This is a genomic window from Deinococcus apachensis DSM 19763 (assembly GCF_000381345.1).
In the GTDB taxonomy this organism is placed as follows: domain Bacteria; phylum Deinococcota; class Deinococci; order Deinococcales; family Deinococcaceae; genus Deinococcus; species Deinococcus apachensis.
On sequence record NZ_KB906398.1, the window covers coordinates 410947 to 435802 of the forward strand.

27 protein-coding genes are annotated in these 24856 nt (G+C 70.0%); 17 read left to right on the forward strand and 10 right to left on the reverse strand.

What is annotated here, in order from left to right:
- Positions 1-12 precede the first annotated feature (12 nt).
- The 6 genes from trpC (at position 13) to F784_RS0102075 (ending at position 5830) form a co-directional block, all read left to right on the forward strand.
- Complete coding sequence (gene trpC / locus F784_RS0102050; RefSeq protein ID WP_019585027.1) at positions 13-801, forward strand: indole-3-glycerol phosphate synthase TrpC; 789 nt, start codon at positions 13-15, stop codon at positions 799-801.
- Positions 798-1619 carry an MBL fold metallo-hydrolase gene (locus tag F784_RS0102055; RefSeq protein WP_019585028.1) on the forward strand — a complete coding sequence of 274 codons (822 nt, stop codon included), beginning with the start codon at positions 798-800 and terminating at the stop codon, positions 1617-1619. Before trpC ends, F784_RS0102055 begins: the two co-directional genes overlap by 4 nt.
- Before the next feature lie 27 nt (positions 1620-1646).
- A complete protein-coding gene (locus tag F784_RS0102060; RefSeq protein WP_019585029.1) occupies positions 1647-2096 on the forward strand; it encodes a hypothetical protein in 450 nt (149 codons plus the stop codon).
- Positions 2097-2483: 387 nt separating this feature from the next.
- Entirely contained in the window at positions 2484-3254 is a 771-nt protein-coding gene (locus tag F784_RS0102065) for a DUF554 domain-containing protein (RefSeq protein ID WP_019585030.1), read from the forward strand.
- A 217-nt stretch (positions 3255-3471) separates the two neighbouring features.
- Positions 3472-4740, forward strand: coding sequence for a DUF4384 domain-containing protein (locus F784_RS0102070; RefSeq protein WP_019585031.1), 1269 nt, complete (start codon positions 3472-3474; stop codon positions 4738-4740).
- Between the two features lie 229 nt (positions 4741-4969).
- Entirely contained in the window at positions 4970-5830 is an 861-nt protein-coding gene (locus F784_RS0102075; RefSeq protein WP_019585032.1) for an SDR family NAD(P)-dependent oxidoreductase, read from the forward strand.
- A gap of 12 nt (positions 5831-5842) precedes the next feature.
- Here the strand turns inward: F784_RS0102075 and nspC are convergent, their stop codons facing one another.
- From nspC to rpe, 3 genes are read right to left on the reverse strand one after another with little or no spacing between them, the layout of a single operon-like run.
- Positions 5843-7072, reverse strand: coding sequence for a carboxynorspermidine decarboxylase (nspC, locus tag F784_RS0102080; protein ID WP_019585033.1), 1230 nt, complete (start codon positions 7070-7072; stop codon positions 5843-5845).
- 50 nt (positions 7073-7122) lie between these two features.
- Positions 7123-7836: a 2-phosphosulfolactate phosphatase gene (locus F784_RS0102085; RefSeq protein WP_019585034.1), complete on the reverse strand. Its 714-nt coding sequence runs from the start codon at positions 7834-7836 to the stop codon at positions 7123-7125.
- Complete coding sequence (rpe, locus tag F784_RS0102090) at positions 7833-8522, reverse strand: ribulose-phosphate 3-epimerase (RefSeq protein ID WP_245557741.1); 690 nt, start codon at positions 8520-8522, stop codon at positions 7833-7835. Before rpe ends, F784_RS0102085 begins: the two co-directional genes overlap by 4 nt.
- 131 nt (positions 8523-8653) lie before the next feature.
- On the opposite strand from rpe, the gene scpA reads away from it, so the two are divergent.
- The 4 genes from scpA to meaB all read left to right on the forward strand — a co-directional run bounded on the left by scpA (position 8654) and on the right by meaB (position 12823).
- Positions 8654-10804 carry a methylmalonyl-CoA mutase gene (gene scpA, locus F784_RS0102095; protein WP_019585036.1) on the forward strand — a complete coding sequence of 717 codons (2151 nt, stop codon included), beginning with the start codon at positions 8654-8656 and terminating at the stop codon, positions 10802-10804.
- A gap of 72 nt (positions 10805-10876) precedes the next feature.
- Positions 10877-11380 (forward strand): hypothetical protein, encoded by a 504-nt coding sequence (locus tag F784_RS0102100; RefSeq protein ID WP_019585037.1) that lies wholly within the window; start codon positions 10877-10879, stop codon positions 11378-11380.
- A 176-nt stretch (positions 11381-11556) separates the two neighbouring features.
- Positions 11557-11835 (forward strand): hypothetical protein, encoded by a 279-nt coding sequence (locus tag F784_RS0102105; protein ID WP_019585038.1) that lies wholly within the window; start codon positions 11557-11559, stop codon positions 11833-11835.
- A 22-nt stretch (positions 11836-11857) separates the two neighbouring features.
- Positions 11858-12823 carry a methylmalonyl Co-A mutase-associated GTPase MeaB gene (meaB, locus tag F784_RS0102110; protein WP_019585039.1) on the forward strand — a complete coding sequence of 322 codons (966 nt, stop codon included), beginning with the start codon at positions 11858-11860 and terminating at the stop codon, positions 12821-12823.
- Between the two features lie 43 nt (positions 12824-12866).
- Here meaB and F784_RS0102115 read toward each other — a convergent pair whose 3' ends face one another.
- The 5 genes from F784_RS0102115 to F784_RS0102140 form a co-directional block, all read right to left on the reverse strand.
- On the reverse strand, positions 12867-13790 hold the full coding sequence (locus F784_RS0102115; RefSeq protein ID WP_019585040.1) for a ferritin-like domain-containing protein: 924 nt from the start codon (positions 13788-13790) through the stop codon (positions 12867-12869).
- Positions 13791-13967: 177 nt separating this feature from the next.
- A complete protein-coding gene (locus tag F784_RS0102120; RefSeq protein WP_019585041.1) occupies positions 13968-15449 on the reverse strand; it encodes an MDR family MFS transporter in 1482 nt (493 codons plus the stop codon).
- Positions 15450-16234: 785 nt separating this feature from the next.
- On the reverse strand, positions 16235-17134 hold the full coding sequence (locus tag F784_RS0102130) for an adenylyltransferase/cytidyltransferase family protein (RefSeq protein ID WP_019585043.1): 900 nt from the start codon (positions 17132-17134) through the stop codon (positions 16235-16237).
- Positions 17131-18573, reverse strand: coding sequence for a nicotinate phosphoribosyltransferase (locus F784_RS0102135; protein ID WP_019585044.1), 1443 nt, complete (start codon positions 18571-18573; stop codon positions 17131-17133). Before F784_RS0102135 ends, F784_RS0102130 begins: the two co-directional genes overlap by 4 nt.
- Positions 18570-19937: an MFS transporter gene (locus F784_RS0102140; RefSeq protein WP_026332199.1), complete on the reverse strand. Its 1368-nt coding sequence runs from the start codon at positions 19935-19937 to the stop codon at positions 18570-18572. Before F784_RS0102140 ends, F784_RS0102135 begins: the two co-directional genes overlap by 4 nt.
- A 122-nt stretch (positions 19938-20059) precedes the next feature.
- Here F784_RS0102140 and nadE point away from each other — a divergent pair, with 122 nt between their 5' ends.
- Positions 20060-20926, forward strand: coding sequence for an ammonia-dependent NAD(+) synthetase (nadE, locus tag F784_RS0102145; RefSeq protein ID WP_019585046.1), 867 nt, complete (start codon positions 20060-20062; stop codon positions 20924-20926).
- Positions 20927-20933: 7 nt separating this feature from the next.
- Here nadE and F784_RS27680 read toward each other — a convergent pair whose 3' ends face one another.
- Positions 20934-21209 (reverse strand): VOC family protein, encoded by a 276-nt coding sequence (locus F784_RS27680; RefSeq protein ID WP_342662474.1) that lies wholly within the window; start codon positions 21207-21209, stop codon positions 20934-20936.
- Positions 21210-21333: 124 nt separating this feature from the next.
- Here F784_RS27680 and F784_RS0102155 point away from each other — a divergent pair, with 124 nt between their 5' ends.
- Both F784_RS0102155 and F784_RS0102160 read left to right on the forward strand, forming a co-directional pair.
- Positions 21334-21624 carry a hypothetical protein gene (locus F784_RS0102155; protein ID WP_157464938.1) on the forward strand — a complete coding sequence of 97 codons (291 nt, stop codon included), beginning with the start codon at positions 21334-21336 and terminating at the stop codon, positions 21622-21624.
- Complete coding sequence (locus F784_RS0102160; protein ID WP_019585049.1) at positions 21596-21922, forward strand: hypothetical protein; 327 nt, start codon at positions 21596-21598, stop codon at positions 21920-21922. The genes F784_RS0102155 and F784_RS0102160 overlap by 29 nt, the downstream gene beginning before the upstream one ends.
- Before the next feature lie 16 nt (positions 21923-21938).
- On the opposite strand, the gene F784_RS0102165 is transcribed toward F784_RS0102160, so the two are convergent.
- Complete coding sequence (locus tag F784_RS0102165) at positions 21939-22928, reverse strand: SDR family NAD(P)-dependent oxidoreductase (RefSeq protein ID WP_019585050.1); 990 nt, start codon at positions 22926-22928, stop codon at positions 21939-21941.
- A 48-nt stretch (positions 22929-22976) separates the two neighbouring features.
- Here F784_RS0102165 and F784_RS0102170 point away from each other — a divergent pair, with 48 nt between their 5' ends.
- The 4 genes from F784_RS0102170 to F784_RS25080 are packed head-to-tail and all read left to right on the forward strand — an operon-like array spanning position 22977 to position 24681.
- Entirely contained in the window at positions 22977-23321 is a 345-nt protein-coding gene (locus tag F784_RS0102170; RefSeq protein WP_019585051.1) for a histidine triad nucleotide-binding protein, read from the forward strand.
- A complete protein-coding gene (locus F784_RS0102175) occupies positions 23318-24004 on the forward strand; it encodes an HAD family hydrolase (protein ID WP_019585052.1) in 687 nt (228 codons plus the stop codon). Before F784_RS0102170 ends, F784_RS0102175 begins: the two co-directional genes overlap by 4 nt.
- Positions 24005-24060: 56 nt before the next feature.
- On the forward strand, positions 24061-24363 hold the full coding sequence (locus tag F784_RS0102180; protein ID WP_019585053.1) for a PadR family transcriptional regulator: 303 nt from the start codon (positions 24061-24063) through the stop codon (positions 24361-24363).
- Positions 24364-24369: 6 nt separating this feature from the next.
- Positions 24370-24681: a Uma2 family endonuclease gene (locus F784_RS25080; RefSeq protein ID WP_245557742.1), complete on the forward strand. Its 312-nt coding sequence runs from the start codon at positions 24370-24372 to the stop codon at positions 24679-24681.
- Positions 24682-24856: the final 175 nt, after the last annotated feature.

Below are 24856 nucleotides of genomic sequence, written 5' to 3' on the forward strand. Positions count from 1 at the left end.
ATACTCCGGCTCATGAAGGGTGAGGCCGTTACCCACTTCGACCACGTGCCCGGCGTGCTGGGCCGCATCGTGCGCGAGCGCGCTCAGGACTACGCGGGGGCGGACCCGGACCCCGGTGCCCCCCGCCCCCGCAAAGGCAGGTTCCGCTCCGCCCTGTCCAGCCCCGGCCTCGCCCTGATCGCCGAGGTCAAGCGCGCCAGCCCGAGTGAGGGTGCCATAGCCCCCCTCGACCCGGCACAGGCCGCGCGGGCCTACGAGATGGGCGGCGCGGCGGCCATCAGCGTCCTCACCGAGCCGCGGCACTTCGACGGCAACCCGGAGGCGCTGCACGCGGTCGTCGCGGCGGTGGGGCGGCCCGTCCTCCGCAAGGACTTCGTGGTCCACCCGGCGATGCTGCGCGAGGCGGCCGACTGGGGGGCTTCCGCCGCGCTGCTGATGGTCAGCGTGCTGGGCGAGGCGGTCGGCGAGTACCTGAAGACGGCGCATCACCTCGGTCTCGACGCGCTGGTAGAGGTCCATAACGAACAGGAACTCGACCTCGCGCTCGCGGCGGGCGCAGAAATTATCGGGGTGAACAACCGCGACCTCACGACGCTCGCCATTGACCTGGGGGTCAGTCCCCAGCTCATTCAGCGGGCACGGGAGGGGGGCTTTTCGGGCGTTCTCGTCGCCGAGAGTGGTTACCGGACCGCCGCCGACCTCGCCAGCGTGCGGGACCTCGCCGACGCCGTGCTGGTGGGGAGCAGCCTCGCCGGAAGTGGGGACCTGGCGCGCGCCGCCCGCGAATTGATGGCCTCTTGAGGGGCACCCTTACCTTTGTGGGCACGGCGGACAGCAAGGGGGTGCCGCGCTTCTGGTGCGCCTGCCCGATCTGCACGGAAGCCCGCACCGGGGGCTTGAACCGCCGAACCCGCAGCGCCGCCCTCATCCGGGGGAACGGCGAGACGCTGCTCCTCGACTGCGGGCCCGACCTGCATGCCCAGCTCGCCCGATTGCCAGGGCCGCTCGTGCCGGACGCCGTGCTGATCTCGCACGCGCACAACGACCACCTGCTGGGCCTGGGCGACCTGCTCGACTACGCGGTCTACGCGAGCGGCGACATGGGCATGAACGGTGCCCCCGCCGGGTCGCTCGTCCCCATCCCCATCTCCACGCCCGCCGAGGTGCTTCCGCAACTTCAGGACCGCTTCGCCTACGCCTTCCGACGATCCGCCCCTGTCCAGCCTCTTCCTGAGGAGGGGCTGGAGGTCGCGGGGCTGCGCGTCCGGGCCTTCCGGGTGCCCCACGGGGCGAACGGGCACAGCCACGCTTTCCACCTCGGCCAGCCCGGCTGGCGCGCGGCCTACGTGACGGACGCCATCGACATCCCCGGGGAGGTGGTGGGCGAGTGGCTGACGGACCTCGACCTGCTGATCCTCGGCACCTCCTTCGCGGACGAGTCGGCCTCTCCGCGTGCGGGGCGAAGCGTGTACGACGTGCGCGAGGCGCTGGAGCTGCCCTGGGCGCGAGCGGCTCGCCGCGTGTACCTCACCCACCTCTCGCACGGGGTGGACGTGCGCGGCCTGACGCTGCCGGAAGGATGGGCCTTCGCGTGGGACGGATTGGAGATCACGCTGTAACGAACTTCCCGCGTTACACTGCGCGCGATGCTTCCCGCCCTGTACCTGCTCCTGACACTCGCCTTTGCCGGGGTGCTGCTGCTCCTGCTGTGGCGACCTGGGGAGGCACGGGGCATGGTCGTGTGGGGACTGGCGGCGCTGCTGCCGCTGCTGGCCGCAGTCGCCGGGGCGCTGGCGGGGCAGGCGCGGGCGGCGCGGGTTCTCGCAGGTTATGACGCGCAACCGGGGGTCGTGACCATCATGAATGGGGGCGCGAGCCGGACGCTGATCCTGGACCCCCGCGACGCCGCCTGTGTCGAGCGGGCCGTGCGCCTGCACACCCGCAGCGAACTCATCGCCGGGGGGGAGCGCGTCCCGCTCGTGGGGGACACACGCGTGACCGGTGACCTGCCCCCACAGGCTGTCGTGGAGGCACTGGGGATTCGCGGCGCGTTGAACTGCCCCAACCTCCGTGCGCTGAAGGCAGAGGGGTCCTGAGCGCTCACAGGTGAGGGGCGGCGGGAAGGGCAGGTTGACGCCTGCCACCCCCCACCCGGCCTCCCCTACAAGGAGGGAGGAGTAACCGTGCCAGGGCTTTTGCTCTTCAAAACCGTCTCTTGCGGACGGCCCATTCCCGCATGCGGCTCACTCTCGCACGGCCTTCACCCCGCCTTGCTCGCGCAGCGAGATGGTGGACACGCGGCTTGGGAGTCAGCAAGATCAAACATTGCGGGTAGAGAAGGGCGGCCACGGGCGCGATGGGCCGAGCCCTTGCCCAGTGCAGCGCCACTCCCCCTGCCCCTTATGGGGGTAGGGGCTGGGGCAAATCGCAGCAAGATGCCCGGCCCCCCTCCCCAACCCCACTGGACGCTAGGGTAAGCTCCAATGAGCCTCCTCGCCCAACTCTCCGGCACCCTGATCAACGTCGCCACCGTCCTCGTCGGCACCGTGCTGGGCCTGACCCTGGGCGGACGCCTTCCCGAACGCACCCAGCGCACCCTGCTCCAGACCCTTTCCCTGGTGACGCTCTTTATCGGGCTGGATATGGCGGGGAACCTCAACCGGGTGACGGGCAGCCCCATTCCCGGGGTGATCCTCGCGCTGATCGCCCTCGCGCTGGGGGCGGTGATCGGCGAGGCGCTGGGGATCGAGGAGGGCCTCTCACGCCTGGGCGAGACGCTGAGGCGGCGTTTCCGGGGAGGGGGCCGCTTCACGGAGGGCTTCGTGGCGGCCAGCCTGCTCTTCTGCATCGGGCCGATGACGGTGGTGGGGGGCCTCCAGAACGGGCTGACCGGGGACTCGTCCACCTACGTCCTCAAGAGCACGCTGGACGGCATCGCCTCGCTCGCGCTGGCGGGGGCGTACGGGATCGGGGTGGGCTTCAGTGCTCTGATGGTGCTCGTGCTGCAGGGCGGAATCAGTCTGGCGGCGGGCGCCTTCGCCTCGGGCCTGCTGGGCGGGGCGGACCCCAGTGTGCTGAAGACCAATCCCTACATCCTGCTGGTAACGGGCACGGGCGGGCTGACCATCGTGGGCATCGCGTGGAACCTGATGCTGGGGGGCCTGGGCTGGGAGGACCGCCGGGTGCGCGTCGGCAGCCTGCTCCCCGCCCTGCTGCTGGCGCCGCTCGTGCTGGGGGTGGCAGGGAGGGTGTAGGAAGCCGGGGCCTGCTGCGCCCGCATTCTGGCCGTCCCCCTCCTCAGCTCCCCAAACCATCAGCTCGGAATCAGGCCCGGCTCACCCGGTTCCCAGGCTGCGCGCCAGCACTTGAAGAGGCGTTCATTAGTGTGCAGCACAACATTTTTTGAGGTCCACTGTCAGTGGTCCGTCAGGTTCGCCGTCTACCTTGGCGCTCATCACAAGGAGGCAGCAGATGCGAACCCATCCGAAGGGAAGGTTGACCGTGACGGCCCTGCTGGGGCTGAGTGTGGCCGCGATGACGGCGAGCGCGGGTCCGGCCAAGATCACCGCGCAGAGCATCATCGTGAATCCGGTCGAGACGAAACTGGGCGTGCAGGTCTGGGTGAACCGGGACCCCAGCGGGCGCGGCAACCCGGTTTACCGCAAGGGCGAGACCATCAGCGTGGGCCTGAAGACCAACCAGGACGCCTACGTGTACCTGTTCAACGTGAACGCCAATGGCGAGATCGACCTGTTCTTCCCCAACAATTACGAGGAGAGCAACTTCGTGCAGGCGGGCGTGACGCGGGTGTTTCCAGCGCGCGGGGCAAAGTACACGCTGACGGTGGGCGGCCCGAACGGGCAGGACAAGCTCCTCGCCCTCGCCAGCACGCGGGAGCTGAACATCGACGACATCGCCGAGTTCGCCGGAAGCCAGGGCTTCGCGGACGTGAAGGTGCAGGGGCAGGAGAACCTGGCCCGGGCGCTGAGCATCGTGGTGAACCCACTCCCCGCCGACGGCTGGGTGACGGACGTGGCGACTTTCCGGGTGGGCAACACCGGCAACAACCGGGGGGGCGCGACGGGCACGGTCACCATGACGCCCGGACAGCCCACTCCTGCACAGCCCAGCCAGCCCGCACCGCAGCAACCCGCCCCCGCCCAGCCCGTCACGCAGATTCAGCCGGGCGAGCGGCAGGACGGTGACTTCGATCAGGCGATGGTGCAGGCCTACGACCGCCTGAAGGGCGAGGAGTCGCTGGGCGAGGCGACGAGCTACGCGGCCCCCTGGGGCGACGGCCTGTGGCAGAAGTTCCGGGGGGTGGGCGCCTACGGCGACGCCGTGCTGCTCCACGCGAACGGCAGCAGCCGCGCCTACGCGGTCCACGGGATGCTGCTGGAACGTTACCTCGCGCTGGCGCGCGCGGAGAACGGCGCCACCCGGCCCCCCTCACGCCTGGGCTGGGCAGCGGGTGACGAGAAGGTGATTCCCCGCAACTCCTACGGCACGAGCGGCCTGTACGGCTTCTTCCAGAACGGGGCGCTGTACGGCACCGAGAAGTACGGCACCTTCTGGCTGACCGGCAGTGTGCTCAAGACCTATCAGGGCCTGGGCGGCAGCGGCTCCTTCCTGGGCTTCCCCACCCGTGACCAGTACCTGCTGAATGGCGCCTGGGCCGCCGACTTCGAGGGCGGGAGCGTCCGCACCGTGAACGGCGCCGTCAAGGTGTACCGCAAGTAAGACTTCCCGCGCCGGGGGTGACTGGGTTCACCTCTCCCCCACCCCCGGCCTGTTTCCTCCCGCGCCCATCTTTCTCTCGTTTTCCCCGGGCCGGGTCATAATCGGCGCGCGAGGGGGTGGTGAGTCCCGCCCCCGAGCGCACAGCCCCGAATTCCTGAGTCAGCGAAGAGAAGCGTCCCCCGCCGGGAGTGGTGGGGGCGTTTCTCTTGCGGGCCGGTATGCTGGACCGGTGACAGCACTTCAGGGAAAGGTCGCCCTGGTCACCGGGGCCAGCCGGGGCGTCGGGCGCGGGGTGGCCCTCGGGCTGGGCGAGGCCGGGGCGACGGTGTACGTGACGGGGCGAACCCTGGGCGGGCGGCACCCGGACATGCCCTTCCTGGCGGGCAGCCTGGAGGAGACGGCGGCGGACGTGACGGCGCTGGGCGGTCAGGGGGTCGCCGTGCGGTGCGACCACCGGGACGACGCGCAGACCCGGGCGGTGATCGAGCGGATCGCGGCGGACCGTGGGCGGCTCGACGTGCTTGTGAACAACGTCTGGGGCGGCTACGAGGGCCTGCACCTCTGGGACGAGCGCGGGCAGAAGTGGGGCGCCCCCTTCTGGGAACAGCCCCTCTCGCTGTGGGACGGGATGTTCGGGGCGGGGGTGCGGGCGCACTACGTCACCACCGCTCTTGCCGCGCCGCTGCTGATCGGGGCACGTGGGCTCGTCGTCAACATCAGCTTCTTCGCTGGTCAGCGTCACCGGGGCCTAGAGAACGTCCCCTACTTCCTCGCCAAGAATGCGGACGACCGGATGGCGCAGGCGTTCGCCAACCACTTCCGCCCGCATGGGGTGAGCGCCGTCTCGCTCTACCCTGGTTTGGTTCGCACCGAGGGAGTCCTGCTCGCGCCGGAGGGAACGTTCGACTTCACGAACTCGGAGTCGCCGCAGTTCCTGGGGCGGGCCGTCGCGCACCTCGCCGCCGACCCGGAGGTGCTTTCCCGCTCGGGGCAGACGCTGGTCGCCGCGGAACTCGCACTGGAGTACGGCTTCACGGACATCGACGGCAAGCAACCCCCGTCCGCCCGCGCCTCCTTCGAGGGGGAGTGACGGGGCCGCCCCTCAGCTCAGCTTCGCCTTGAACTCCTCGTACCCGAAGGTCTTCACCCGCTCGTAGCTTCCGTCCAGATGCAGGATGCCGATGTCGGGGTGCTTCACGCCGTTGAAAAAGGTCGTCTTGACCATCGTGTAGTGGATCATGTCGTCGAAGACCACCCGGTCGCCGACGCGCAGTTCGTGGTCGAAGACGTACTCGCCCACCACATCGCCCGCCAGGCAGGTCGTCCCGCCGATGAGGTAGGGGTGGTCGCCAGGGGCATAGTCGTTCGCCTCGCGGTGGGTGGTCTCGCCCTCGCCGGGATCGCGGGCACCGAGGATGCGGGGGCGGTAGGGCATCTCCAGCACATCGGGCATATGGGCGCTGACGGACACGTCGAGGATTGCCACGTCCTTCACGTTGTGGACCACGTCGAGCACGCTGCTGACGAGCCAGCCCGTCTGCCAGCCGAAGGCGGAGCCGGGTTCGAGGATCACCTGAACGCCCCACTTTTGCCGGAAGGTGCGCACCACCCGGATCAGACGGTCGAGGTCGTACCCCGCCCGGGTCATCAGGTGCCCGCCGCCGAAGTTGACCCACTTCATCTGCGGCAGGAACTCGCCGAAGTTGCGCTCGATGACCTCCAGCGTGCGCTCCAGGGTGTCGGAGTCCTTTTCGCAGAGCGTGTGGAAGTGCAGGCCGTCGATGCCTTCGAGCAGTTCGGGACGGAACTCGCGCCGCGTGACGCCCAGGCGGGAGAACGGTCCGGCGGGGTTGTAGAGGTCCGTTTCGACCTCGGCGTACTCGGGGTTCACGCGCAGGCCGACGTGGAGCTGCTTCCCGGCGGCGCGGGCGGCCTCCACCTGCGGCCTGAACCGCTCCCACTGGGAGAACGAATTGAAGACGAGGTGGTCGGCGAGGTCGAGGATGCGGGGGAAGTCCTCCTCGCTGTAGGCGGGGGCATAGACGTGGACCTCGCCCTGCATCTCCTCGCGGGCCAGGATCGCCTCGTTCAGGCTGCTGGCCGTCGCGCCCGTGATGCCGTACTCACGCAGCATGGGGAACGTACTCCACATCGCAAACCCCTTGAACGCCACGATGATCTGCGCGCCGCTCTCGCGCTGCACGTATTGGATCAGGGCGAGGTTGCGCCGCAGCCGCGACTCGTCGAGGACAAAGGCGGGGCTGGGAATGGCCGCCCAGTCGATGGACTCCGTTGGTGTCACGGCGGGGAGGATCAGGTCGGAGACGGTCATGGGGGACAGGGTAGCGGGTGCCCGCCCCGGGAACCGTCACCTCGCGCGCCTCACCCCCTCCCGAAGCGCAGCACCTCGGGCGTGCTCCCCTCCCGGTCCAGGATGGGCACGACGGGACTCGTGCTGATCTGGGCGGCGTACTGCACGTCCTCCTCCAGACCCAGCCCGATCAGGTGCTGTCCGTGGCTGCTGCTCGACAGCGTGTCGAAGGGGTTCCCGGCGTTGCGGCGGATGGTGAGCGCCACCCGCGTGCCGTCCTCGATGCTGAATTCCCCCAGCGCGAGCAGGTACTCGGCGAGGACCCCGGCGGCGTACACGTCGTCCAGCCCAACCCGCTCCTCGGTGCCCGAGCAGACGATGGCGATCTCCTCGCGGGCCAGCGCACGGGCGCGGCGGGCGGCAGCGTGGGCGTTCGTCAGCGCGGCCAGCAGCACGTGCCCCCCCGTCTGTGCGGCGACGTGGGCGGCGGCGGTGCCGTTGGTCGTGTTCATCACGACGGTCTGGCCGCTGAAGTCCTGCCGGGCGGCCTCGGCCGGGCTGTTGCCTAGGTCGAAGCCGGGGATGGGCAGCCCGCCCCTTTCCCCGGCGAGCACGACCCTCTCCCCCCGCAGTGCCAGCGCGGCCCGCGGCGTATCGGTGAGCAGCAGGGCGTCCGCCCCGCGCTCCAGGTACGTGACCGCGGTAGTCGTCGCGCGCAGCACGTCCACGACGAGCACCACGTCGGAGTAGCCGCCGTACGGGAGGAGGTCGACGCGCAGCCTCAAGTGACCGCCTCCCGCAGCCGGGCGATCCCCGCCTCGGGACCGTCCGGGCCGAAGATGCTGCTTCCCGCGACCAGCACCGTCGCGCCTGCGTCGGCGAGGAGGCGGGCGTTATGCGCGGTCACGCCGCCGTCCACCTGCACCTCGGCCGCGCTGCCGAGTTCGTCCAGCCAGCGCCGCAGGGTGCGGACGCGCTCGACGCTCTGGGGGATGAACTTCTGCCCGCCGAAGCCCGGGTTCACGCTCATCACCAGGACGAGGTCCACGTCGGGCAGGACGGGCCGCACCGCCTCCAGCGGCGTGCCGGGATTGAGGGTCACACCCGCCCGCTTGCCGAGTTCGCGGATCATCCCGACCGCGCGGTGGATATGCGGGGTGGCCTCGACATGCACCGTCAGGCTGTCCGCTCCGGCCTCGGCGAAGTCGCGCAGGTAACGCTCGGGCCGCTCGATCATCAGGTGAACGTCCATCGGGAGGGGGCTCGCGCGCCGGGCGGCGCTGAGGATCGGCAGGCCGAAGGAGATGTTGGGCACGAACAACCCGTCCATCACGTCCACATGCGCCCAGTCGGCGTCCCGAATGCGGGTCAATTCCTCCCCGAGCCGCGTGAAGTCGCAGGCCAGCAGGCTCGGGGCGAGCTTCACCCGCCTCGTGGGAGGGGACGTGGAAACCTCAGATTGGGGGAACACACCCAGAGTGTAATTCTTCACGTTGAACGAGGACAGCGCCGTAATGGGGGGGACGGGAGGTTCAGGTCGGGAACAGACCAAACGCCCGTTTGGCTTCGCGTGGCATCATGACGGCACACGGAGGACTTTCCATGACCCCACCCGACCTGTCCGCGTGGAAGGCCCTGGCGCAGAAGGACCTGCGCGGCGCCGATCCCGAGACCCTGAACCGCACCACCCCCGAGGGCCTGACCCTCAAGCCGCTGTACACGTCCGCCGACCTGGAAGGCGTGCCCGCCGACACCCTGCCCGGCCTGCCCCCCTTCATCCGGGGGCCGCGCGCCACCATGTACGCCGCCCGCCCCTGGACCATCCGCCAGTACGCGGGCTTCTCGACCGCCGAGGAATCGAACGCCTTCTACCGCCGCAACCTCGCGGCCGGGCAAAAGGGCCTCTCGGTCGCCTTCGACCTCGCCACCCACCGGGGCTACGACTCCGACCACCCGCGCGTGATGGGCGACGTGGGCAAGGCGGGCGTGGCGATCGACTCCGTCGAGGACATGAAGATTCTCTTCGACGGCATCCCGCTGAATGAAATGTCCGTCTCCATGACGATGAACGGCGCCGTGCTGCCCGTCCTGGCCGCCTTCATCGTGGCGGGCGAGGAGCAGGGCGTGTCCCGCGCGCAGCTTTCCGGCACCATCCAGAACGACATCCTCAAGGAATTCATGGTGCGGAACACGTACATCTATCCGCCCACGCCCTCCATGCGGGTCGTGGCGGACATCATCGCCTACACGGCGCGGGAGATGCCGAAGTTCAATTCCATCTCGATCTCGGGCTACCACCTTCAGGAGGCGGGGGCGAACGCGGCGCTGGAACTCGCCTACACGCTGGCGGACGGGCTGGAGTACGTGCGGGCGGCGCTAGCAAGCGGGCTGGACGTGGACGAGTTCGCGCCCCGGCTGAGCTTCTTCTTCGCCATCGGGATGAACTTCTACACCGAGGTCGCTAAATTACGCGCCGCCCGGCTGCTGTGGGACGAGATCATGGCGGGCTTCAACCCGAAGAACCCGATGAGCCGCGCGCTTCGCACCCACTGCCAGACCTCCGGCTGGTCGCTGACCGAGCAGGACCCGTACAACAACATCGTCCGCACGACCATCGAGGCGATGGCGGCGGTGTTCGGCGGCACCCAGAGCCTGCACACGAACGCCTTTGACGAGGCCATCGGTTTGCCCACCGACTTCTCCGCCCGCATCGCGCGCAACACGCAGCTCGTCATCCAGGAGGAGACGGGCATTCCGCACGTCGTCGATCCCTGGGGCGGCTCGTACCTGATGGAGAGATTGACGTTTGAGTTGGCGGAAAAGGCCCGCGAACTCATGCGCGAGGTCGAGGCGCTGGGCGGCATGGCGAAGGCCATCGAGTCCGGCGTGCCCAAGCTGCGGATCGAGGAGTCGGCGGCCCGAAAGCAGGCCCGGATCGACCGCGGCGAGGACGTGATCGTGGGCGTGAACAAGTACCGCCCGACGGTCGAGACCCACGTGGACGTGCTGGACATCGACAACGCCATCGTCCGCGAGTCGCAGATCAGGCGGCTGGAACGGGTGAGGGCGGAACGGGACCCGCAGGCGGTGCGAACGGCGCTGTCGGCATTGGAGGAGGCTGCGCGCACGGGTGAGGGCAACCTCCTCGCGCTCAGTGTGGACGCCATGCGTGCCCGCGCCACCGTGGGCGAGGTCAGCGACGCGCTGGAGCGGGTCTGGGGCCGTCACCAGGCGGAGGTCCGCACCCTCTCCGGCGTGTACGCCCAGGGCTACGACGGCGACGAGGGCTTCGCGGCGCTCCAGGCCGAGATCGAGGCCTTCGCCGAGACGGAGGGCCGCCGCCCCCGCATCCTCGTCGTGAAGATGGGGCAGGACGGGCACGACCGGGGCGCAAAGGTGATCGCCACGGGCTTTGCCGACCTGGGTTTCGACGTGGACGTAGGTCCCCTCTTCCAGACGCCCGAGGAGGCCGCGCGGCAGGCCGTCGAGAACGACGTTCACGTGATCGGCGTGAGCAGCCAGGCCGCCGGGCACAAGACGCTCATTCCGCAACTCATCCAGGCCCTGAGGGCCGAGGGCGCGGACGACATCCTGGTCGTCGCGGGCGGCGTGATTCCGCAGCAGGACTATGTGGCCCTGCGGGCGGCGGGCGTGGCGGGCATCTTCGGGCCGGGCACCCCCATTCTCCAGTCGGCGCGCGAGGTGCTGGGGCTGCTGCGGGATCGGCAGCGGGAGGCGCCGCTGACTCCTTGAGGCGGAGGGTCAGATGAATGTGTCCTTAACCGTACTCTCCAGCCTCCTCACATCGACTGGGTACAAGGAATCATGAACCCACGAACCGTGGCCGCGGCCCTCGCCCCCCTGCTGCTCGCCGCCCCCGCCCTCGCGCAGACGAGCGCGCAGGCCGGGGCCCTTCAGGAAGCCCGGGTGGAGGTCGCGCGGGAGACGGCGCAGGTGCGGCTGCTGGAGCGCAGCGGGGCGCTGAGGTCCGTGCCGGTGTCCTCGACCTGCCTCGACCGCTCGGGTCGTCCCTTGCTGACGGTGCTGGTGGACTCGCGGGGCACACCACGAGTCGTGCGCTACAACCGGCAGCAGCCCGACAACTCGGTCAGCTTCACCGGCTACTACGACGCGGCGGGCCGCCTGCGCCTGGCGTCGGGCAGCGCCTCGGGCTTTTCGGGGCTGCTGTACAACCTCACCACGGAATACGACGCGCGGGGAATCAGGCTCTACGAGGCGGGCACGCGCCGACCTGGCTATACCGCCGACCTGCGCTATCTGGGGGGTCTGAGCGCCAACTCACTGCGCCTCGGCCGCTGCCCGGCCTGAGATCGGAACCGGGGCGGGGAGGCAGGCGTACTCGGGGTGTGGTTCGCCTGCTCTCCGTCTTGTTGCTTTGGGTTCTTTCCGGCGCACACGCGGGCAAGCTGCCGCCTGTCCCTGCCTTCAAGCCCGCCTCGTCCCCACCCGTGGTGGCGGGATTTCGTCTCTGTGTTCAAGGCGGCGTGCGCTACCAGCTCGACGATCAGGGCCGGGTGCGCTTCCTCGAACACGGCCACCGCTTCCCCGACAACATACTGAGGGTCACCCAGAGCTATGACCGAAGCGGGAGGCTGACCGGAATGACGGTGCGGCAGACGGGCTTCGCGGGGCGGGTGCTGGACGTGCGCGGAACTTTCGACGCTCGGGGGCGGTCGGTGAAGGAGACGGGGTTCCGGGCGCCGGGGATGGGGACACCCCTGCGGGCGTACCTGCGCGCCGCTCCCGACAACGTGCGCTGCTGACCCGCCTGCTACCCTGCGGGGCGTGACCGCCGAGCCCGCCCATCCCCTCGCGGCCCCACTCCTCACCGGCAATCGCCGCGCCCTGGCCCGCGCGATCACCCTGACCGAGAGCACCCGTCCCAACCACGAGGCGCAGGCCCAGGCGCTGCTCGCCGGGGTTCTGCCGCACGCGGGCCACTCCGTCCGGGTGGGTTTGACGGGCGTGCCGGGCGTCGGCAAGAGCACCTTTATCGAGGCGCTGGGGATGTATCTGGCCGAGGCCGGACACCGGGTCGCCGTCCTCGCCGTGGACCCCAGCAGTGCGCGCACGGGCGGCTCGATCATGGGGGACAAGACGCGGATGCCCCGGCTGACGGTTCACCCCAACGCCTTTATCCGGCCCAGCCCCAGCGGGGGCACGCTCGGAGGGGTGGCCCGGCGCACCCGCGAAACGATCACCCTCTGCGAGGCGGCGGGGTACAACGTGATCCTGGTCGAGACGGTCGGTGTGGGCCAGTCGGAAACGCAGGTGGCGGCCATGACCGACCTTTTCCTGCTGCTGACGCTGCCGAACGCCGGGGACGAGCTTCAGGGCATCAAGCGGGGGATCATGGAACTCGCCGACCTGTGCGTGGTGAACAAGGCGGATACCGACAAGGCGGCGGCGACCCGAGCGCAGACCGAACTGACGGCGGCCCTGAAACTCCTGACGCCAAAGGGTGCCCCCTGGCGTCCCCGCGCGCTACAAGCCTCGGCACTGACGGGGGCAGGCATTCCAGAAGTCTGGGAGGCGGTCGGCCAGTACCGGCAGGTCGTGGACGTTCCAGCCAGACGCCGGACCCAGACCGCCGTGTGGTTCGACGAGTTACTGCGTGAGGCGGCATGGCGGGCCTTTCAGGCGGGGGTGGACCCGGGGAGGCTGCGGGAACTGCGGGCGGAGGTGCTGGCTGGAACGCTGACCCCCATGCAGGGCGTCCAGGCCCTCCTCTCCCCCTTTCCGAGAAACTGAGAAGGGCCGCGCCATAGCGGAACGGCCCCTTTCCTGCTGACGCTTACTTGATGGTGCCGTTCAGCCCGTTCGGGTAGAAGCCGCCCTTGTGCGCGCCCGGGGCAAGGTAAACGATGTTCAGCACCTCGCGCGTGCTGCGGGGGAAGGCGACCCCGTTCTTGTCGGCCGGGGCAATCGCGGCGTTCCCCGCCGCGTCCGTCAGCCCCATGTCCTTGCCGCCGCCGACCTTGCCGCGCAGGTTGCTGATGGCCTGCACGACCTGCCCGACGTACAGTCCGGCCGCGGCGCTGATCTGCCGCTGCTGGTAGAGCATGGAGCGGATCGCCCCGCCGTGGTACGCCTCGACGGCCAGGATGCCCGCCGCCGCCTGGAGGTAGGCGGGGTTGGTGATCAGGGTGACCGCGCCGTTGTACGCGGTGACGCCCACGTCCTCGAAGATAAAGGCCCCGTGCAGGAAAAAGAGGTCATTCGCGTAGGGGTTGAAGCCCTTGATCGCCCCGCCGCTGGCGGCCCGCCCGGCCGCGTCGAAGGCCCCCGAGAGGTCGAGGACCGGGCGCGGCGCGGCGGCCTTGCCCAGTGCCCCGTGCAGGAACTTCACGTGCGCCAGCTCGTCTTCCGCGATGTCGCGGGCCAGCGCCTGCACGTTCGAGTCCTTGAACTGCATCCCGCTCATGCGGTCGAGGCCCGCGGGCAGGCGAATCTCCGCCCCGCCCCCGATGGCGCGCAACTCGTTCACCCGGCCCACGGCGGCGAGGTAGAAGGCCGCCTCCAGGTACTCCAGGTTCAGCGCGAAGTTCAGCACGTCCGCGTCAATGTTCTTGGCGGGCGCGGCGAGCGCCGAGGTCCCGGTGAGGCCGAAGGCGGCGACCCCCAGGCCGAACTTGCCGAGGGCACCCAGCGCGGCGCGGCGGTCGAGGGTCTGGGCTTCGGGGGTCTGGGGGGCGGGCGTGGTCTGGTCGTGGCTCATAGGGTCCTCCAGTGAAGGTCAGCGCGTTTCCGCGTTCTGACCAGTTCATCCGGCTCTATGCGGCGGGGGAACGTTTGGATCATCGGCCGATGGGGGAGTAACGGGGGAAGGCTTTCCCACCCGTGAGACGAAAAAGGCCGCCCCACCTCTGGGACGGCCCGTCTGCCCGTTGCGAGTTCAGGGCGTGGGGAGGGCGGCGGGGGCCTCACCTTCGGCGTGGGACGGGACCTCTTCCGGTCCGTGGGCGGGACGACGCAGGAACAGGGCGAGGATGACCGCGAGAACGGCGATGCCCGCCCCCACCAGGAACGCGGCCTGCAAACCCGCCGTCTGCGCGGGCAGGGGAGCCGTACCCTCCCGCAGCAGCCCAGCCGCGCGGCCCGTCATCACTGTGACCAGGAGGGCGGTTCCCGCAGCCCCCGCCACCTGTTGCAGCGTGCTGAGGATCGCGCTGCCGTGCGAGTAGAGGTGCATGGGCAGGGCGCCGAGGCCGCTGGTGAACACGGGGGTGAAGAGCAGGGCCAGGCCCACACTGAGCACGAGGTGCAGGGTCAGCAGCGTCCAGACGGGGGTATCGGCGGTAATGCCGCCCAGTTGCCACAGCGTGAAGGTCAGCAGCGCCGCGCCGGGAGGGGCCAGCCAGGCCGGGCCGTGCCGGTCGAAGAGCCTCCCGACGGTGGGCGCCAGCAACCCCATCACCAGGCCGCCCGGCAGGAGCAGCAGCCCGGTCTGGAGCGCGTTCAGGCCGCGGATGTTCTGGAGGTAGAGGGGCAGCAGGATCGCGCCGCCGAACAGGGCCAGCATGGCGACCATCATCAGCAAGGCGGCCAGGGTGAACTGCGGCGCGCGGAAGGCCCGGAGGTCCAGCAAAGGAGCCTCCCGCCGTTGCAACGAGAGTTGCCGCCAGGTGAACAGCACGAGGCTAAGGCCTCCCCCCAGCAGCGGAAGGCTGACCGCCGGACTCCCCAACCCCGCCGGAGTCTCGCCGACGCGGCTCAGGGCGTAGACGACCCCGCCGAGGCCCAGCGCGGAGAGCGGCACGGAGAGAACGTCGAGGGTCAGGCGCCGCGGCTCACCGATGTTCACCAGCGCCCGTGCCCCGTAGGCCAGCACCGCCAGCGCGATGGGGAGCACGAACAGGAACAGGAAGCGCCAGGACAGCGCCTGCAGGATCAGGCCCGAGAGGGTCGGCCCAATCGCCGGGGCGACCGAGATCACGATGCTGATGTTACCCATCACGGCCCCCCGACGCTCGGGCGGCACAAGGGTGAGGACAGTCGTCATCAGCAGCGGCAGCATGATCGCCGTGCCCGACGCCTGGACGACGCGCGCCAGCAGCAATACGGTGAAGCCCGGCGCAAGGCCCGCCAGCAGCGTCCCGGCGCTGAAGAGGATCATGGCGGCGAAGAACACGCGCCGTGTACTCAGGCGTTGGAGCAGGAACCCGGTGACGGGGATGACCACCGCCATCGTCAGCATGAAGGCGGTGGAGAGCCACTGCACGGTGGGGGCGTCCACCCGCAGCTCGGCCATCAGCCGGGGCAGGGCGACATTCATGATCGTCTCGTTCAGGATGACCACGAAGGTGGCGACGAGCAGGATGGCGATGACGGCGCGGTCGTGGGGGGCCAGGGGGTTGGGCTGTGCGGGGAACGTCACGCTTGAACCTCTTTCCTGCCAGGAGTTGCCTGACATCACCTGCTCGGGGAGTTCCCGCCGTCCTCGTCCGCCAGCGAGAGCCCTCTCGCGGCGAGGGCGCTGCGGAGCTGTCCTACAGCTTTCGGCCCCATCCCGTGAAGCCGCAGGAGGTCGGCTGCGTGAACCCCGCTCAACCCCTCAAGGGAGGTAAATCCCGCGGCACCGAGCGCCCGCCGAGCGGGTTGAGACAGTCCGGGTGGAAAATCGCTCTCCTGCGCTGAAACCTTCTGGCCGTCCGTCATCTCCCGCTCCTCCATTCGCCGTGCCTCCGGCGTTCCCCAACCCGCCCCGAACCTCGTCACGCGCGTCAACGGGGGGCCACTCCGCCCTGTCCGGGCAATACCTGTCTTCAGACGGCCGGTTCTTCATCTCATTCCCCCTACTGGGCCCTTTGGATCGTCGGCGACGTGGTCCGGTGGTCGGGGCGAATTCCTCTGTCATAGGGGCCTCCCCCGGGTGGAGAGCGTGAGGGGCTGGGCGGTCGGAAACTCAAAACCCGTAGGTCAGACAACACCGCCTTGGAAAATGAACAGGACAGCAGTGACCCTCCTCATGGGAACCCCAGAGGTGGAAGCGGCGCGTTCTGATGGTCAGGCGGGGCGGGCGAGCTTAGGCAGTGCTAAATCTCCCCGACTTATTTAGTTTAAAACATAACGAGACCCGATTGCAACTCTTTGCTCAATCTTCGGTGAAGGGGCGACCAGTGCTCACGGCCCATTTATTCCTCGTTCTGGCGGGCGTCCGGGTCAGCTCCCCGGCAGCAACCGGGTGAGGATGACGTGATGATCCTCGTGGAAGCGGCGCGGCCGGGCGAGCGCGCGGACGAGAGGCACCGGGCGGGCGGGAAAGCTGGCGGGAGGCGGGCCCAGCGTCACGTGGGCAGCGGTGGGCGTGACGAGTGCGCGGGCCGGGTGATCGAAGACGGCGTCGGCAGGAAGGGCAGGCTGTTCCCCGGGAGGCAGGACACGTCCGGGTAACTCCCACAGCCCGCGCCCAATCACCTCCGTCCGGGTGTGGAGCCATACGTGTTCCGCCTGCACATGCAGCCAGCGTTCCTCGTGCAGGTGGGCAGCGGGCGGGAGGCCCGCCCGGGCGGCTTCCACCGCCGCCCACTCGGCCTGCAAGCGGACGAAGGCAGGCGTGAGGGCAAAGCGGGCGAGGAAGGCGCGGACGGGCTCGGGCACCCCCTCCGGTAGAGGTAGCCCGGTCAGGAACGCCGCGCGCAGATCGGTGGCATTCAGGCCGGGCCGGTGGGGCGCGACCAGACGCTCCCAGACGGGAAACCAGCGCAGGTAGCTCGTGCTCGCATCCTTCTCGAAGCCGACGAGGGAGACTGGGCTGTTCTCCCCGAACACCTCGCGGGCCGCCTCTCGCACGTCCGCCGCCCAAGCCTCCGCGTCGAACCGGTCGGGGAGGGGGCGGAAGGTGACCCGGCCCCGTTCCACTCCAACGTCATGCAGGGCTGCCCTGAACATCGCGGCACGTTCTGAGGCGCCGAACGGATTCCGCACCGAGCGGGCCAGGTTCGCGCTCCCCAGCAGCACGAGAACCCGGGGCGCATGGTCCAGGGCGTGCAGCACCGTCCCGACATGCGCCACGTGGAGTGGCTGGAAACGGCCCACATAGACGGCGGCGAACCCACTCATACGCCCATATGCGCCCGCAACTCACCCGCGATCCGGTCGCGCAGCGCGGCCACGTCCTCGCCCAGCCCCACCCGGTAGAGGTGCGGATTGAGGGGACGCCGGGTGCCCGCCGGAAGCCGCGCAAGGTCGGTGCGGGCGCGGGCCTGAGCATCTGGCAACGTCTCCGCAGGTCCGGTACGCCGCCCACCCTCCAGCACCACCTCCCGCGCGTCCGTCCAGGTCAGGCCGCCGGGCAGCCGGGAGGACCGCAGCGGGTTGGTCGGGTCGCTGACCTGCTGGCCCGCGCGGGGCGTCTCCCCCAGCGTCAGCACGTCGAGCGCGAAGGCGCCGTCCCCGTCCGCCGCCCGCCACACGCGCTTCTCGCCGGGCAGGCTGGACTTGGCGGGGTCGCCCGTCAGTTTCATCTTGGGCACGCCGCCAAGCTGCGCGAGCTTGAAGACGCCACCGAGAGCCCCACCCCCCTCGCCGCCCGCCGTGGCGAGCTGGGTGCCCACCCCGTACACGTCCACCCGCCCGCCCTCGGCGATCACGGAGGCGATGACGGATTCGGACAGGTCGTTGCTCGCCACGATCTTCACGTCCGGGAAGCCCGCCTCGTCAAGGGCCGCGCGGATGCGGCACGAGAGGTACGCGAGGTCGCCGCTGTCGAGCCGCACGCCGCGCAGCTCATGCCCCGCCGCCCGCAGTTCCCGCGCCACCGTCAGCGCGTTGGGCAGCCCGCTCCGCAGCGTGTCCACCGTGTCGAGCAGCAGCGTGGTCGCATCCGGGTAGAGGGCCGCGTAGGCGCGGAAGGCGGTCAGCTCGTTCGGGAAACTCTCCACCCAGGCGTGCGCGTGCGTGCCGGTGAGGGGCAGGCCATACTGCCGCCCCGCCTCCACGTTGCTCGTGCCGACCGCACCACCCACGAAGGCAGCCCGCGCCGCGCTGACCGCCCCATCCGGACCTTGAGCGCGCCGCGCCCCGAACTCGACGATCTGCCCGCCATATGGGCTCGCCTCGGCGGCCAGGACGCAACGGGCCGCCTTCGTCGCCACCAGCGTCTGGAAGTTCAGCACGTTCAGCAGCGCCGTCTCGACGAGTTGCGCCTCCCACAGCGGCGCCCTGACGGTCAGCAGCGGCTCGTGGGGAAAGACGACGCTCCCCTCACGGAAGGCCGTCACCTGGCCCCGGAACCTCCAGCCGCGCAGCGCGTCCAGGAAGTCCGCCCTGAAGAGGCTCAGCGAGTCCAGGTAGGCGAGGTCGTCCCCGGAGAAATGCAGCCCCTCCAGCAGGTCGAGGGCCGGTTCCAGCCCCGCCCAGACCGCGAAACCCCCGTGAAAGGGCGGCTTGCGGAAATACAGGTCGAAGACCGCCTCCTCCCGGTGCAGGCCGTGCGCGTGGTAGCCCTGCATCATCGTGAGCTGGTAGAGGTCGGTGAAGAGGGGGGAAGAAATGGTCACGCCCCATTCTCCGGCACAATCGCCTCGGGCAGCTTCCGCCCGCGGGTTTCGACCCCGATGGCCCAGCCACAGAGGGCCGCCACCACGAAGCAGCCGGCGAAGAGGGTGAGGGCCACGCCCAGCCGCCCGGTGAGGAGCAGCGCCCCCACGCTGGGTGACAGGACGCTGGCGAGGCGGGCCATGCCGCTCACGAAGCCCATCCCGGTCGTCCGCAACGGCGTGGGGAACAGCTCCGGCGTGTAGGCGTACAGCGCCCCCCACGCCCCCAGCAGCGCGAACGACAGCAGCGCGGAGGTGACCAGCACGGCATTCGGCGTCCCCGCCAGCAGGAAGAGGTACGCTCCCAGCGCCGAGACGGAGAGGTAGCCGACCAGGGTGGCCCGGCGCCCCACCTTCTCGACCAGGTACGCCGCGAGCACGTACCCCGGAATCTGCGCGAGCGCCAGCAGCAGCGAGGTGCGGTACACCGCCCCCAGTTCCAGCCCCTGCGCCCGCAGGTATGACGGCAGCCACGAGAAGATGCCGTAGTACCCCAGGCTCAGGCCGAACCACACCAGGGCGAGCAGGACGGTGCGGCGGCGCAGCATCCCCGCGAAGAGGGCAGCGGGGGTGACCCGGGGGGCGGGAGGAGGGGCGAGGAGGGGCGCGTCGGGCAGCGTAGTCCCATTCGCCCGCGCGACCCGCGTGAGGGCCGAGCGCGCCGCACCGTCCTGCCCGCGCGCGAGCAGTGACCGAGGCGAGTCGGGAATCCCGAAGCGGGCGATCAGGCCGATTACCCCCGGCAGCGCGGTCAGGCCCAGCAGCCAGCGCCAGGCTTCAGCGGGCTCGAAGACCGTACTGAGCCACCACGCCAGCGCGGCCACCGCCACCGTCCCCAGTGCCCAGAAGCTCTCCAGGTACACCAGGAAACGCCCCCGCCACGCGGTCGGCACGAACTCGGCCATCATCGCGTAGTCCACCGGCAGGGTGCCCCCGATGGCGAAGCCCGTCAGGAACCGCGCGGCCAGGAGGAGCCCGACGGTGGGCGCAAAGGCGCCGAGCAGTCCGAACACCACCCCCAGGCTCACCGTCGTGAGAAACACCGCCCGCCGCCCGATCCGGTCGGCCAGCCAGCCCCAGAACAGGGCGCCCACCAGCATTCCCGCGAAGGTGGCCGTGAGCAGCAGCGTCGCGTCCGCCGCGCCCCGCGCCAGCCCAAAAGCAGCGCTGATCCCCGGGAGCGCGAAGCCCATCAGCAGAACCTCCATCGCGTCCGCCGCCCAGGTCAGGCCGCAGATGGCCAGCAGCCGCCACTGGAAGGGACCCAGCCCCAGCCGATCAATCACGTCGTCGAGTGGAACAGCCGCCCATGGTATCGCAGTCATAGCCCCGCGAGTGTACGTGAGGGGCGGCGCGGGGGAGGAGGAACCTGAGAGGGGACAGGGGTGGGAAGCAAGATGCCCTGCCCCTCCCAAACCCCCACCACACCCCGTGAAATACTTCCCCCATGCCCCCCCTCCGCGATCAGATCCGACGCGACCTCCACGTCCAGCCCGAGATCGACCCCGCCGCCGAGGCCGAGCGCCGCGTGACCTTCCTGGCCGAGTACCTGCGCCGCACCCCGGCCAAAGGCTTTGTTCTCGGCATCAGCGGGGGGCAGGACAGCACCCTGGCCGGGCGGCTATGCCAGCTTGCGGCGGAACGGGTGCAGGCGGAAGGGGGCGACGCCACTTTCATGGCCGTGCGCCTCCCCTACGGCGTGCAGGCCGACGAGGCCGACGCCCAGACGGCCCTGGCCTTTATCCACCCCGACCGGACGGTGACCGTGAACATCAAGGCGGCAGCGGACGCGAGTGCCCAAGCGGCGGCGCAGGCCCTCGGGACCCGGCTGCACAATGCGCCGGATGTCGAGGCCGGACCCCACGACTCCCTGCGCGACTTCGTGCGCGGCAACATCAAGGCGCGCGAGCGGATGGTCGCCCAGTACGCCCTTGCCGGGCAGGAGAACCTGCTCGTGGTGGGGACCGACCACGCGGCGGAGGCGGTGACCGGCTTTTTCACCAAATACGGGGACGGCGGTGTGGACCTGACCCCGCTGACGGGGCTGACCAAGCGGCAGGGCGCGCAGCTCCTCCAGAACCTCGGTGCCCCGGAGTCCACCTGGCGCAAGGTGCCGACCGCCGACCTGGAAGACAACCGTCCCGGACTCCCCGACGAGGCGGCGCTGGGCGTGACCTACGGGCAGATTGACGCCTACCTGGAGGGCCGGGAAGTCGCAGAGGAAGCGGCCAGGCGGATCGAGGCGTTGTACCTCGCCACCCGGCACAAGCGGGCGCTGCCGGTCACTCCGTTCGACGGGTGGTGGTGGGAGTAACGGGTCCTCATCCGGCGTCCTCCCCGCTCTGGTGCAGGAACCAGGCGTTGCCGTCCGGGTCGCGCACCCTGAGAAAGCTGCCGCCCGGCCCGGCGAAGACGCCGCCCTCGACCCGCACACCCTCCGCCCGGAGCCGCGTCTCGTCCGCGCGCACGTCGTCCGTACTCAGCGCCCAGCGCGAAGCCCCCGGGGAGCGGGGGAAACCAGGTGGCGAGCACCAGGCCCGGCTCCCCGTCGGAGCCTCCCACCTCCAGCCAGCGCATCCCCTCGCCCCAGGGGGCATCCTCCCGCACCCGCAGCCCGAGGGCGCCGGTGTACAACGCCCGGGCCCGCTCCTGATCCGTCACCGGCACCGTCCACAACAGAATTCGCATGGCAGACCTCCTGACAGATGTTCGGTCGGGATCATGTCGGTCGCCGTTCTCCCTGGACTTGCGAGTGCCGCGGCGGTGCGGGACGAACGCGCCGCGCGCTTCGTGCTGGACGAGCGGGTCAACCGCGCACTGGTGCCGTTCATGGATGAGCCCCGCAGCATCTCTCAGGCGGCGCGGCACCTGGACTGGCCGGTGTATGCCATGAGCCGCCGGGTGCGGCAGCTCCGCGCGCTGGGACTGGCGCAGCCCGCCGGGGCCGCGAGGTTCCCTCCTGGCAGGCCCGCCTACCCTGTTCGTGTCGGGACCGCTGGCTGGCGGGCCTGACGGACGCCTGGACGCGCCCCGCACCGAGCGCGCGGACGACCCCTGGGGTATCCAGGGCACCGCAATCCGCATCGTGCCGATGACGGCCTCGGGGAAAGGTTGGAGCGAGCACGAGGAGCCCCCGGCGCTGACCTGGCAGACGCTGGCGCTGCGCTTCAAGGACACGCGGGCGCTGGAGCGGGACCTCGGCGAGCTGCTGGCTCGCTACCTGGCCCGGGTGACGCCGGGGGAACGGTGCTACATCCTGCGCTTCGAGCTGGCGGCCGTGGGTGCCCGCGCGGTTGATCCGGGCAGCTGACCCTCCCCCGGGCCGTTCACCCCTCGTTGTACGCCTGCTCCGCCGCCCGCTTGAGGGGGTTGTTGCGGGTGACGGGCGTCTCCACCTCGGCGCCCTTCAGGCTCCCGCTGCTCGTGGTGGGGCCAGGGAGGAGGCGGTTCCCCAGGGCGAGCAGGTCGGCGGTGAGGCCCGGGGCCAGGGCCTGCGCGTAACGCAGCAGCAGGGCCAGGCCGCCCACCATCACCTCCGCCTCGCCGCGCACCAGGGCGGTCACCATCCGCCGGGCCGCCGTCTCCGCGTCCAGCGAGAGGAGGGGGAGGTTGTCCATCGTGGCGAAAAGGGCGTATTCCTTGGCCTGCTGGCCCTTGACTGAAGCGTGGCGGGCGCTGCCCGTCTGCATCAGCCAGGGGCAGACGGTGGTCACGCCCACCCCCTCGCGGGCGAGTTCGGCACGCAGGGCCTGACCCAGCCCGGTCACCGCGAACTTGCTCATGGAGTAGGGCGCCAGGTGCGGCACCGCCACCTTGCCCCCGATGGACGAGACGATCAGCACCCGGCCCCGGCGGGCGCGCAGCAGCGGCAGGGCGGCGCGGGTGAGGCGCAGGGGCGCGAAGGCGTTGATCTCCATGATCTCGCGGAAGTCGGCCTCCGTCATGTTCTCCAGTGGCCCCACCTGAATCAGGCCCGCGTTGTTCACGAGCACGTCGAGACCGCCATACACCCGCGCCGCCTCCTCGACGATGCGCTCGATGTCCGCCTGATCCGTCAGGTCACCGCTGATGGTGTGGATGGTGGCCCCCGAGGCCCGCAGGCTCGCCGCGGCCCGGGCCAGCTCATCCTCGTCCCGTGCCACGAGCATCAGCCGCGCCCCCCGAGCTGAAAACTCGCGGGCGAGGGCCAGGCCCAGGCCGCGCGACCCCGTGATGAGCACGCTCTTGCCACCGAGGTCATAGGGGGATTTCAGGACGTTCCGGGCCGCAATTGCCCCGAGTCCGGCCGCCAGGATCAGACGTGTGGGAAGTCGCATACCCCGAGTGTGCCCGCCCGGCGTCCCGGGAATCCTTAGAGTGAAGGCATGGACAACGCCACCCCCACCCTGTTTGAGCGCATCATCGCCCGCGAGATCCCCGCAGACGTGGTGTACGAGGACGACCGCTACATCGCCATCCGCGACATCGCCCCCAAGGCACCCATTCACCTCCTCGTGATTCCCAAAAAGGTCACGGCCCGGGTGGACGAGATCACCGACCCCGCTGAGATGGGCGAGCTGTGGCTGACCGCCGTGAAGGTCGCCCGCCAGCACGCCCAGGATTATCGCCTGCTCGTGAACTGCGGCCCCGGCGGCGGGCAGATGGTCTTCCACACCCACGTCCACATCCTGGCCGGGTGGGAGAACGGGCCGGAGAGCGATACTCAATGACCGCTCATCCTTTTGACGCCGTCCTCTTCGACCTTGACGGCGTGCTGGTGGACAGCGAGCTGCTGGCGAACTCCGTCTGGGTCGAGTTGCTGGGCGAGCATGGGCTCCAGATGGACCGCACGGCATTCATGGCCCGGGCGGTGGGCAGCACCCACGCCGCCCTCTTCGACTGGCTGCGCGCAGACCACGGCTGGCAGCGGCCCGACACCTTCCTGCCCGAACTCGACGCCCGGCTGGCCCGGGCCTTCACCGCGACTCCGGCCATCGAGGGAGCGGCGCAGACCCTCCAGGCTCTCACGGCCGCCGGAATTCCCTTCGCAGTGGCGAGCAACAGCCTGCGCTCACGGCTGCACATGAAGTTGGAGGCGGCGGGCCTGGCCGGGCTGGTCGGGGACCGCGCGTTCGACCCGGCTCATGTCGGCGGGCGCGGCAAGCCCTTTCCCGACCTGTACACGCACGCGGCGGCGGCCCTGGGCATCTCCCCCACCCGCTGCCTCGTCGTTGAGGACAGCGTGACCGGGGTGACGGCGGGCGTGGCGGCCGGGGCGACCGTCTGGGGCCTGCTGGCGGGCGGCCATATCCACCCGGACGGGGAGGCGGCACTGCGGTCGGCGGGAGCGGCCCACATCCTGCGGACTCATGCCGAGTTGCGGGAAGCACTGGGACTAAGCGTTCCAGCGTAAGAGGGGAGGCCACTCCTTCCCCTTGACTTCAAACTCTACATATGTAGAAATGTTGCATGGCCCGTTCCCCCAATGCCAGCCCCCACACCCGCGCCGTCCTGCGAGCGCTCCTCGCCGCCCATCCCTGCCCCAGCTACGGCTATGACCTGAGCAAGGCGACGGAGCTGAAAAGCGGGACCCTCTACCCCATCCTCCAGCGCCTGCACGCGCAGGGATACCTGGATGCGGGGTGGGAGGACTCGCCGCATCCGGGTAAGCCGCCCCGCCACGTGTACACGCTGACCCCGGAGGGGTTGAGGCTGGCGCGGGAAGGGTCGGAGCGGGGAACGGCTCGTACGTCGAAAGGGGTGCTGACGTGAGACCCGATGAGTGGCGGCAGGCGATGGAGAACGAGGCGGCGAGCGTGGAGGATCGGGAGTGGGTCGAAGAAACCCGGTGGACAGTCCGCAGACAGCGAATGTGGCAGATGCGGCGGAGAGCAGCCGGGCCGCTACTTCGAGACCTCACCCTGCCTGCCGGTCGAGGTTCTCTCCAGCAGCACGGCACACCATGACCGCCGCCATAAGCACGCCGTCTACACGGCGATTCCCACCCTCCAGACGTGCCTGATCGTGTCGCAGGACGAGCGGTACGTTATGGAGTATTCAGCGTGGTGCAGAGGGTTGGCCCATGCGTGAGCATCGTGGGAAGGGCCGGGTGGAGATTCCCCGTCTGGGCCGCTCGTTGACTCTGGACGAGATGTACCGGGGCGTGCCGTAAAGACCTCTCAGCAGCGCCCCTCTCCCCGCGGTAGAGGGGTCAAAAAGCCCTCTCCCTTAAGGGGATTCGCAGAGCTGCTTGCAGAGGCTGGGG

What these genes read in the sequence shown, in the direction of transcription:
- nadE (WP_019585046.1), top strand. Translation starts at nt 20,060, where the DNA reads ATGCCCCCCCTCCGCGATCAGATCCGACGCGACCTCCACGTCCAGCCC.
- trpC (WP_019585027.1), top strand. Translation starts at nt 13, where the DNA reads ATGAAGGGTGAGGCCGTTACCCACTTCGACCACGTGCCCGGCGTGCTG.
- F784_RS27680 (WP_342662474.1), bottom strand. Translation starts at nt 21,209, where the DNA reads ATGCCCCCTGGGGCGAGGGGATGCGCTGGCTGGAGGTGGGAGGCTCCG.
- F784_RS0102130 (WP_019585043.1), bottom strand. Translation starts at nt 17,134, where the DNA reads ATGAGTGGGTTCGCCGCCGTCTATGTGGGCCGTTTCCAGCCACTCCAC.
- nspC (WP_019585033.1), bottom strand. Translation starts at nt 7,072, where the DNA reads ATGACCGTCTCCGACCTGATCCTCCCCGCCGTGACACCAACGGAGTCC.
- F784_RS25080 (WP_245557742.1), top strand. Translation starts at nt 24,370, where the DNA reads ATGAGTGGCGGCAGGCGATGGAGAACGAGGCGGCGAGCGTGGAGGATC.
- F784_RS0102180 (WP_019585053.1), top strand. Translation starts at nt 24,061, where the DNA reads ATGGCCCGTTCCCCCAATGCCAGCCCCCACACCCGCGCCGTCCTGCGA.
- F784_RS0102155 (WP_157464938.1), top strand. Translation starts at nt 21,334, where the DNA reads ATGTCGGTCGCCGTTCTCCCTGGACTTGCGAGTGCCGCGGCGGTGCGG.
- F784_RS0102100 (WP_019585037.1), top strand. Translation starts at nt 10,877, where the DNA reads ATGAACCCACGAACCGTGGCCGCGGCCCTCGCCCCCCTGCTGCTCGCC.
- F784_RS0102060 (WP_019585029.1), top strand. Translation starts at nt 1,647, where the DNA reads ATGCTTCCCGCCCTGTACCTGCTCCTGACACTCGCCTTTGCCGGGGTG.
- F784_RS0102175 (WP_019585052.1), top strand. Translation starts at nt 23,318, where the DNA reads ATGACCGCTCATCCTTTTGACGCCGTCCTCTTCGACCTTGACGGCGTG.
- scpA (WP_019585036.1), top strand. Translation starts at nt 8,654, where the DNA reads ATGACCCCACCCGACCTGTCCGCGTGGAAGGCCCTGGCGCAGAAGGAC.
- F784_RS0102165 (WP_019585050.1), bottom strand. Translation starts at nt 22,928, where the DNA reads ATGCGACTTCCCACACGTCTGATCCTGGCGGCCGGACTCGGGGCAATT.
- F784_RS0102070 (WP_019585031.1), top strand. Translation starts at nt 3,472, where the DNA reads ATGCGAACCCATCCGAAGGGAAGGTTGACCGTGACGGCCCTGCTGGGG.
- F784_RS0102115 (WP_019585040.1), bottom strand. Translation starts at nt 13,790, where the DNA reads ATGAGCCACGACCAGACCACGCCCGCCCCCCAGACCCCCGAAGCCCAG.
- F784_RS0102140 (WP_026332199.1), bottom strand. Translation starts at nt 19,937, where the DNA reads ATGACTGCGATACCATGGGCGGCTGTTCCACTCGACGACGTGATTGAT.
- F784_RS0102065 (WP_019585030.1), top strand. Translation starts at nt 2,484, where the DNA reads ATGAGCCTCCTCGCCCAACTCTCCGGCACCCTGATCAACGTCGCCACC.
- F784_RS0102170 (WP_019585051.1), top strand. Translation starts at nt 22,977, where the DNA reads ATGGACAACGCCACCCCCACCCTGTTTGAGCGCATCATCGCCCGCGAG.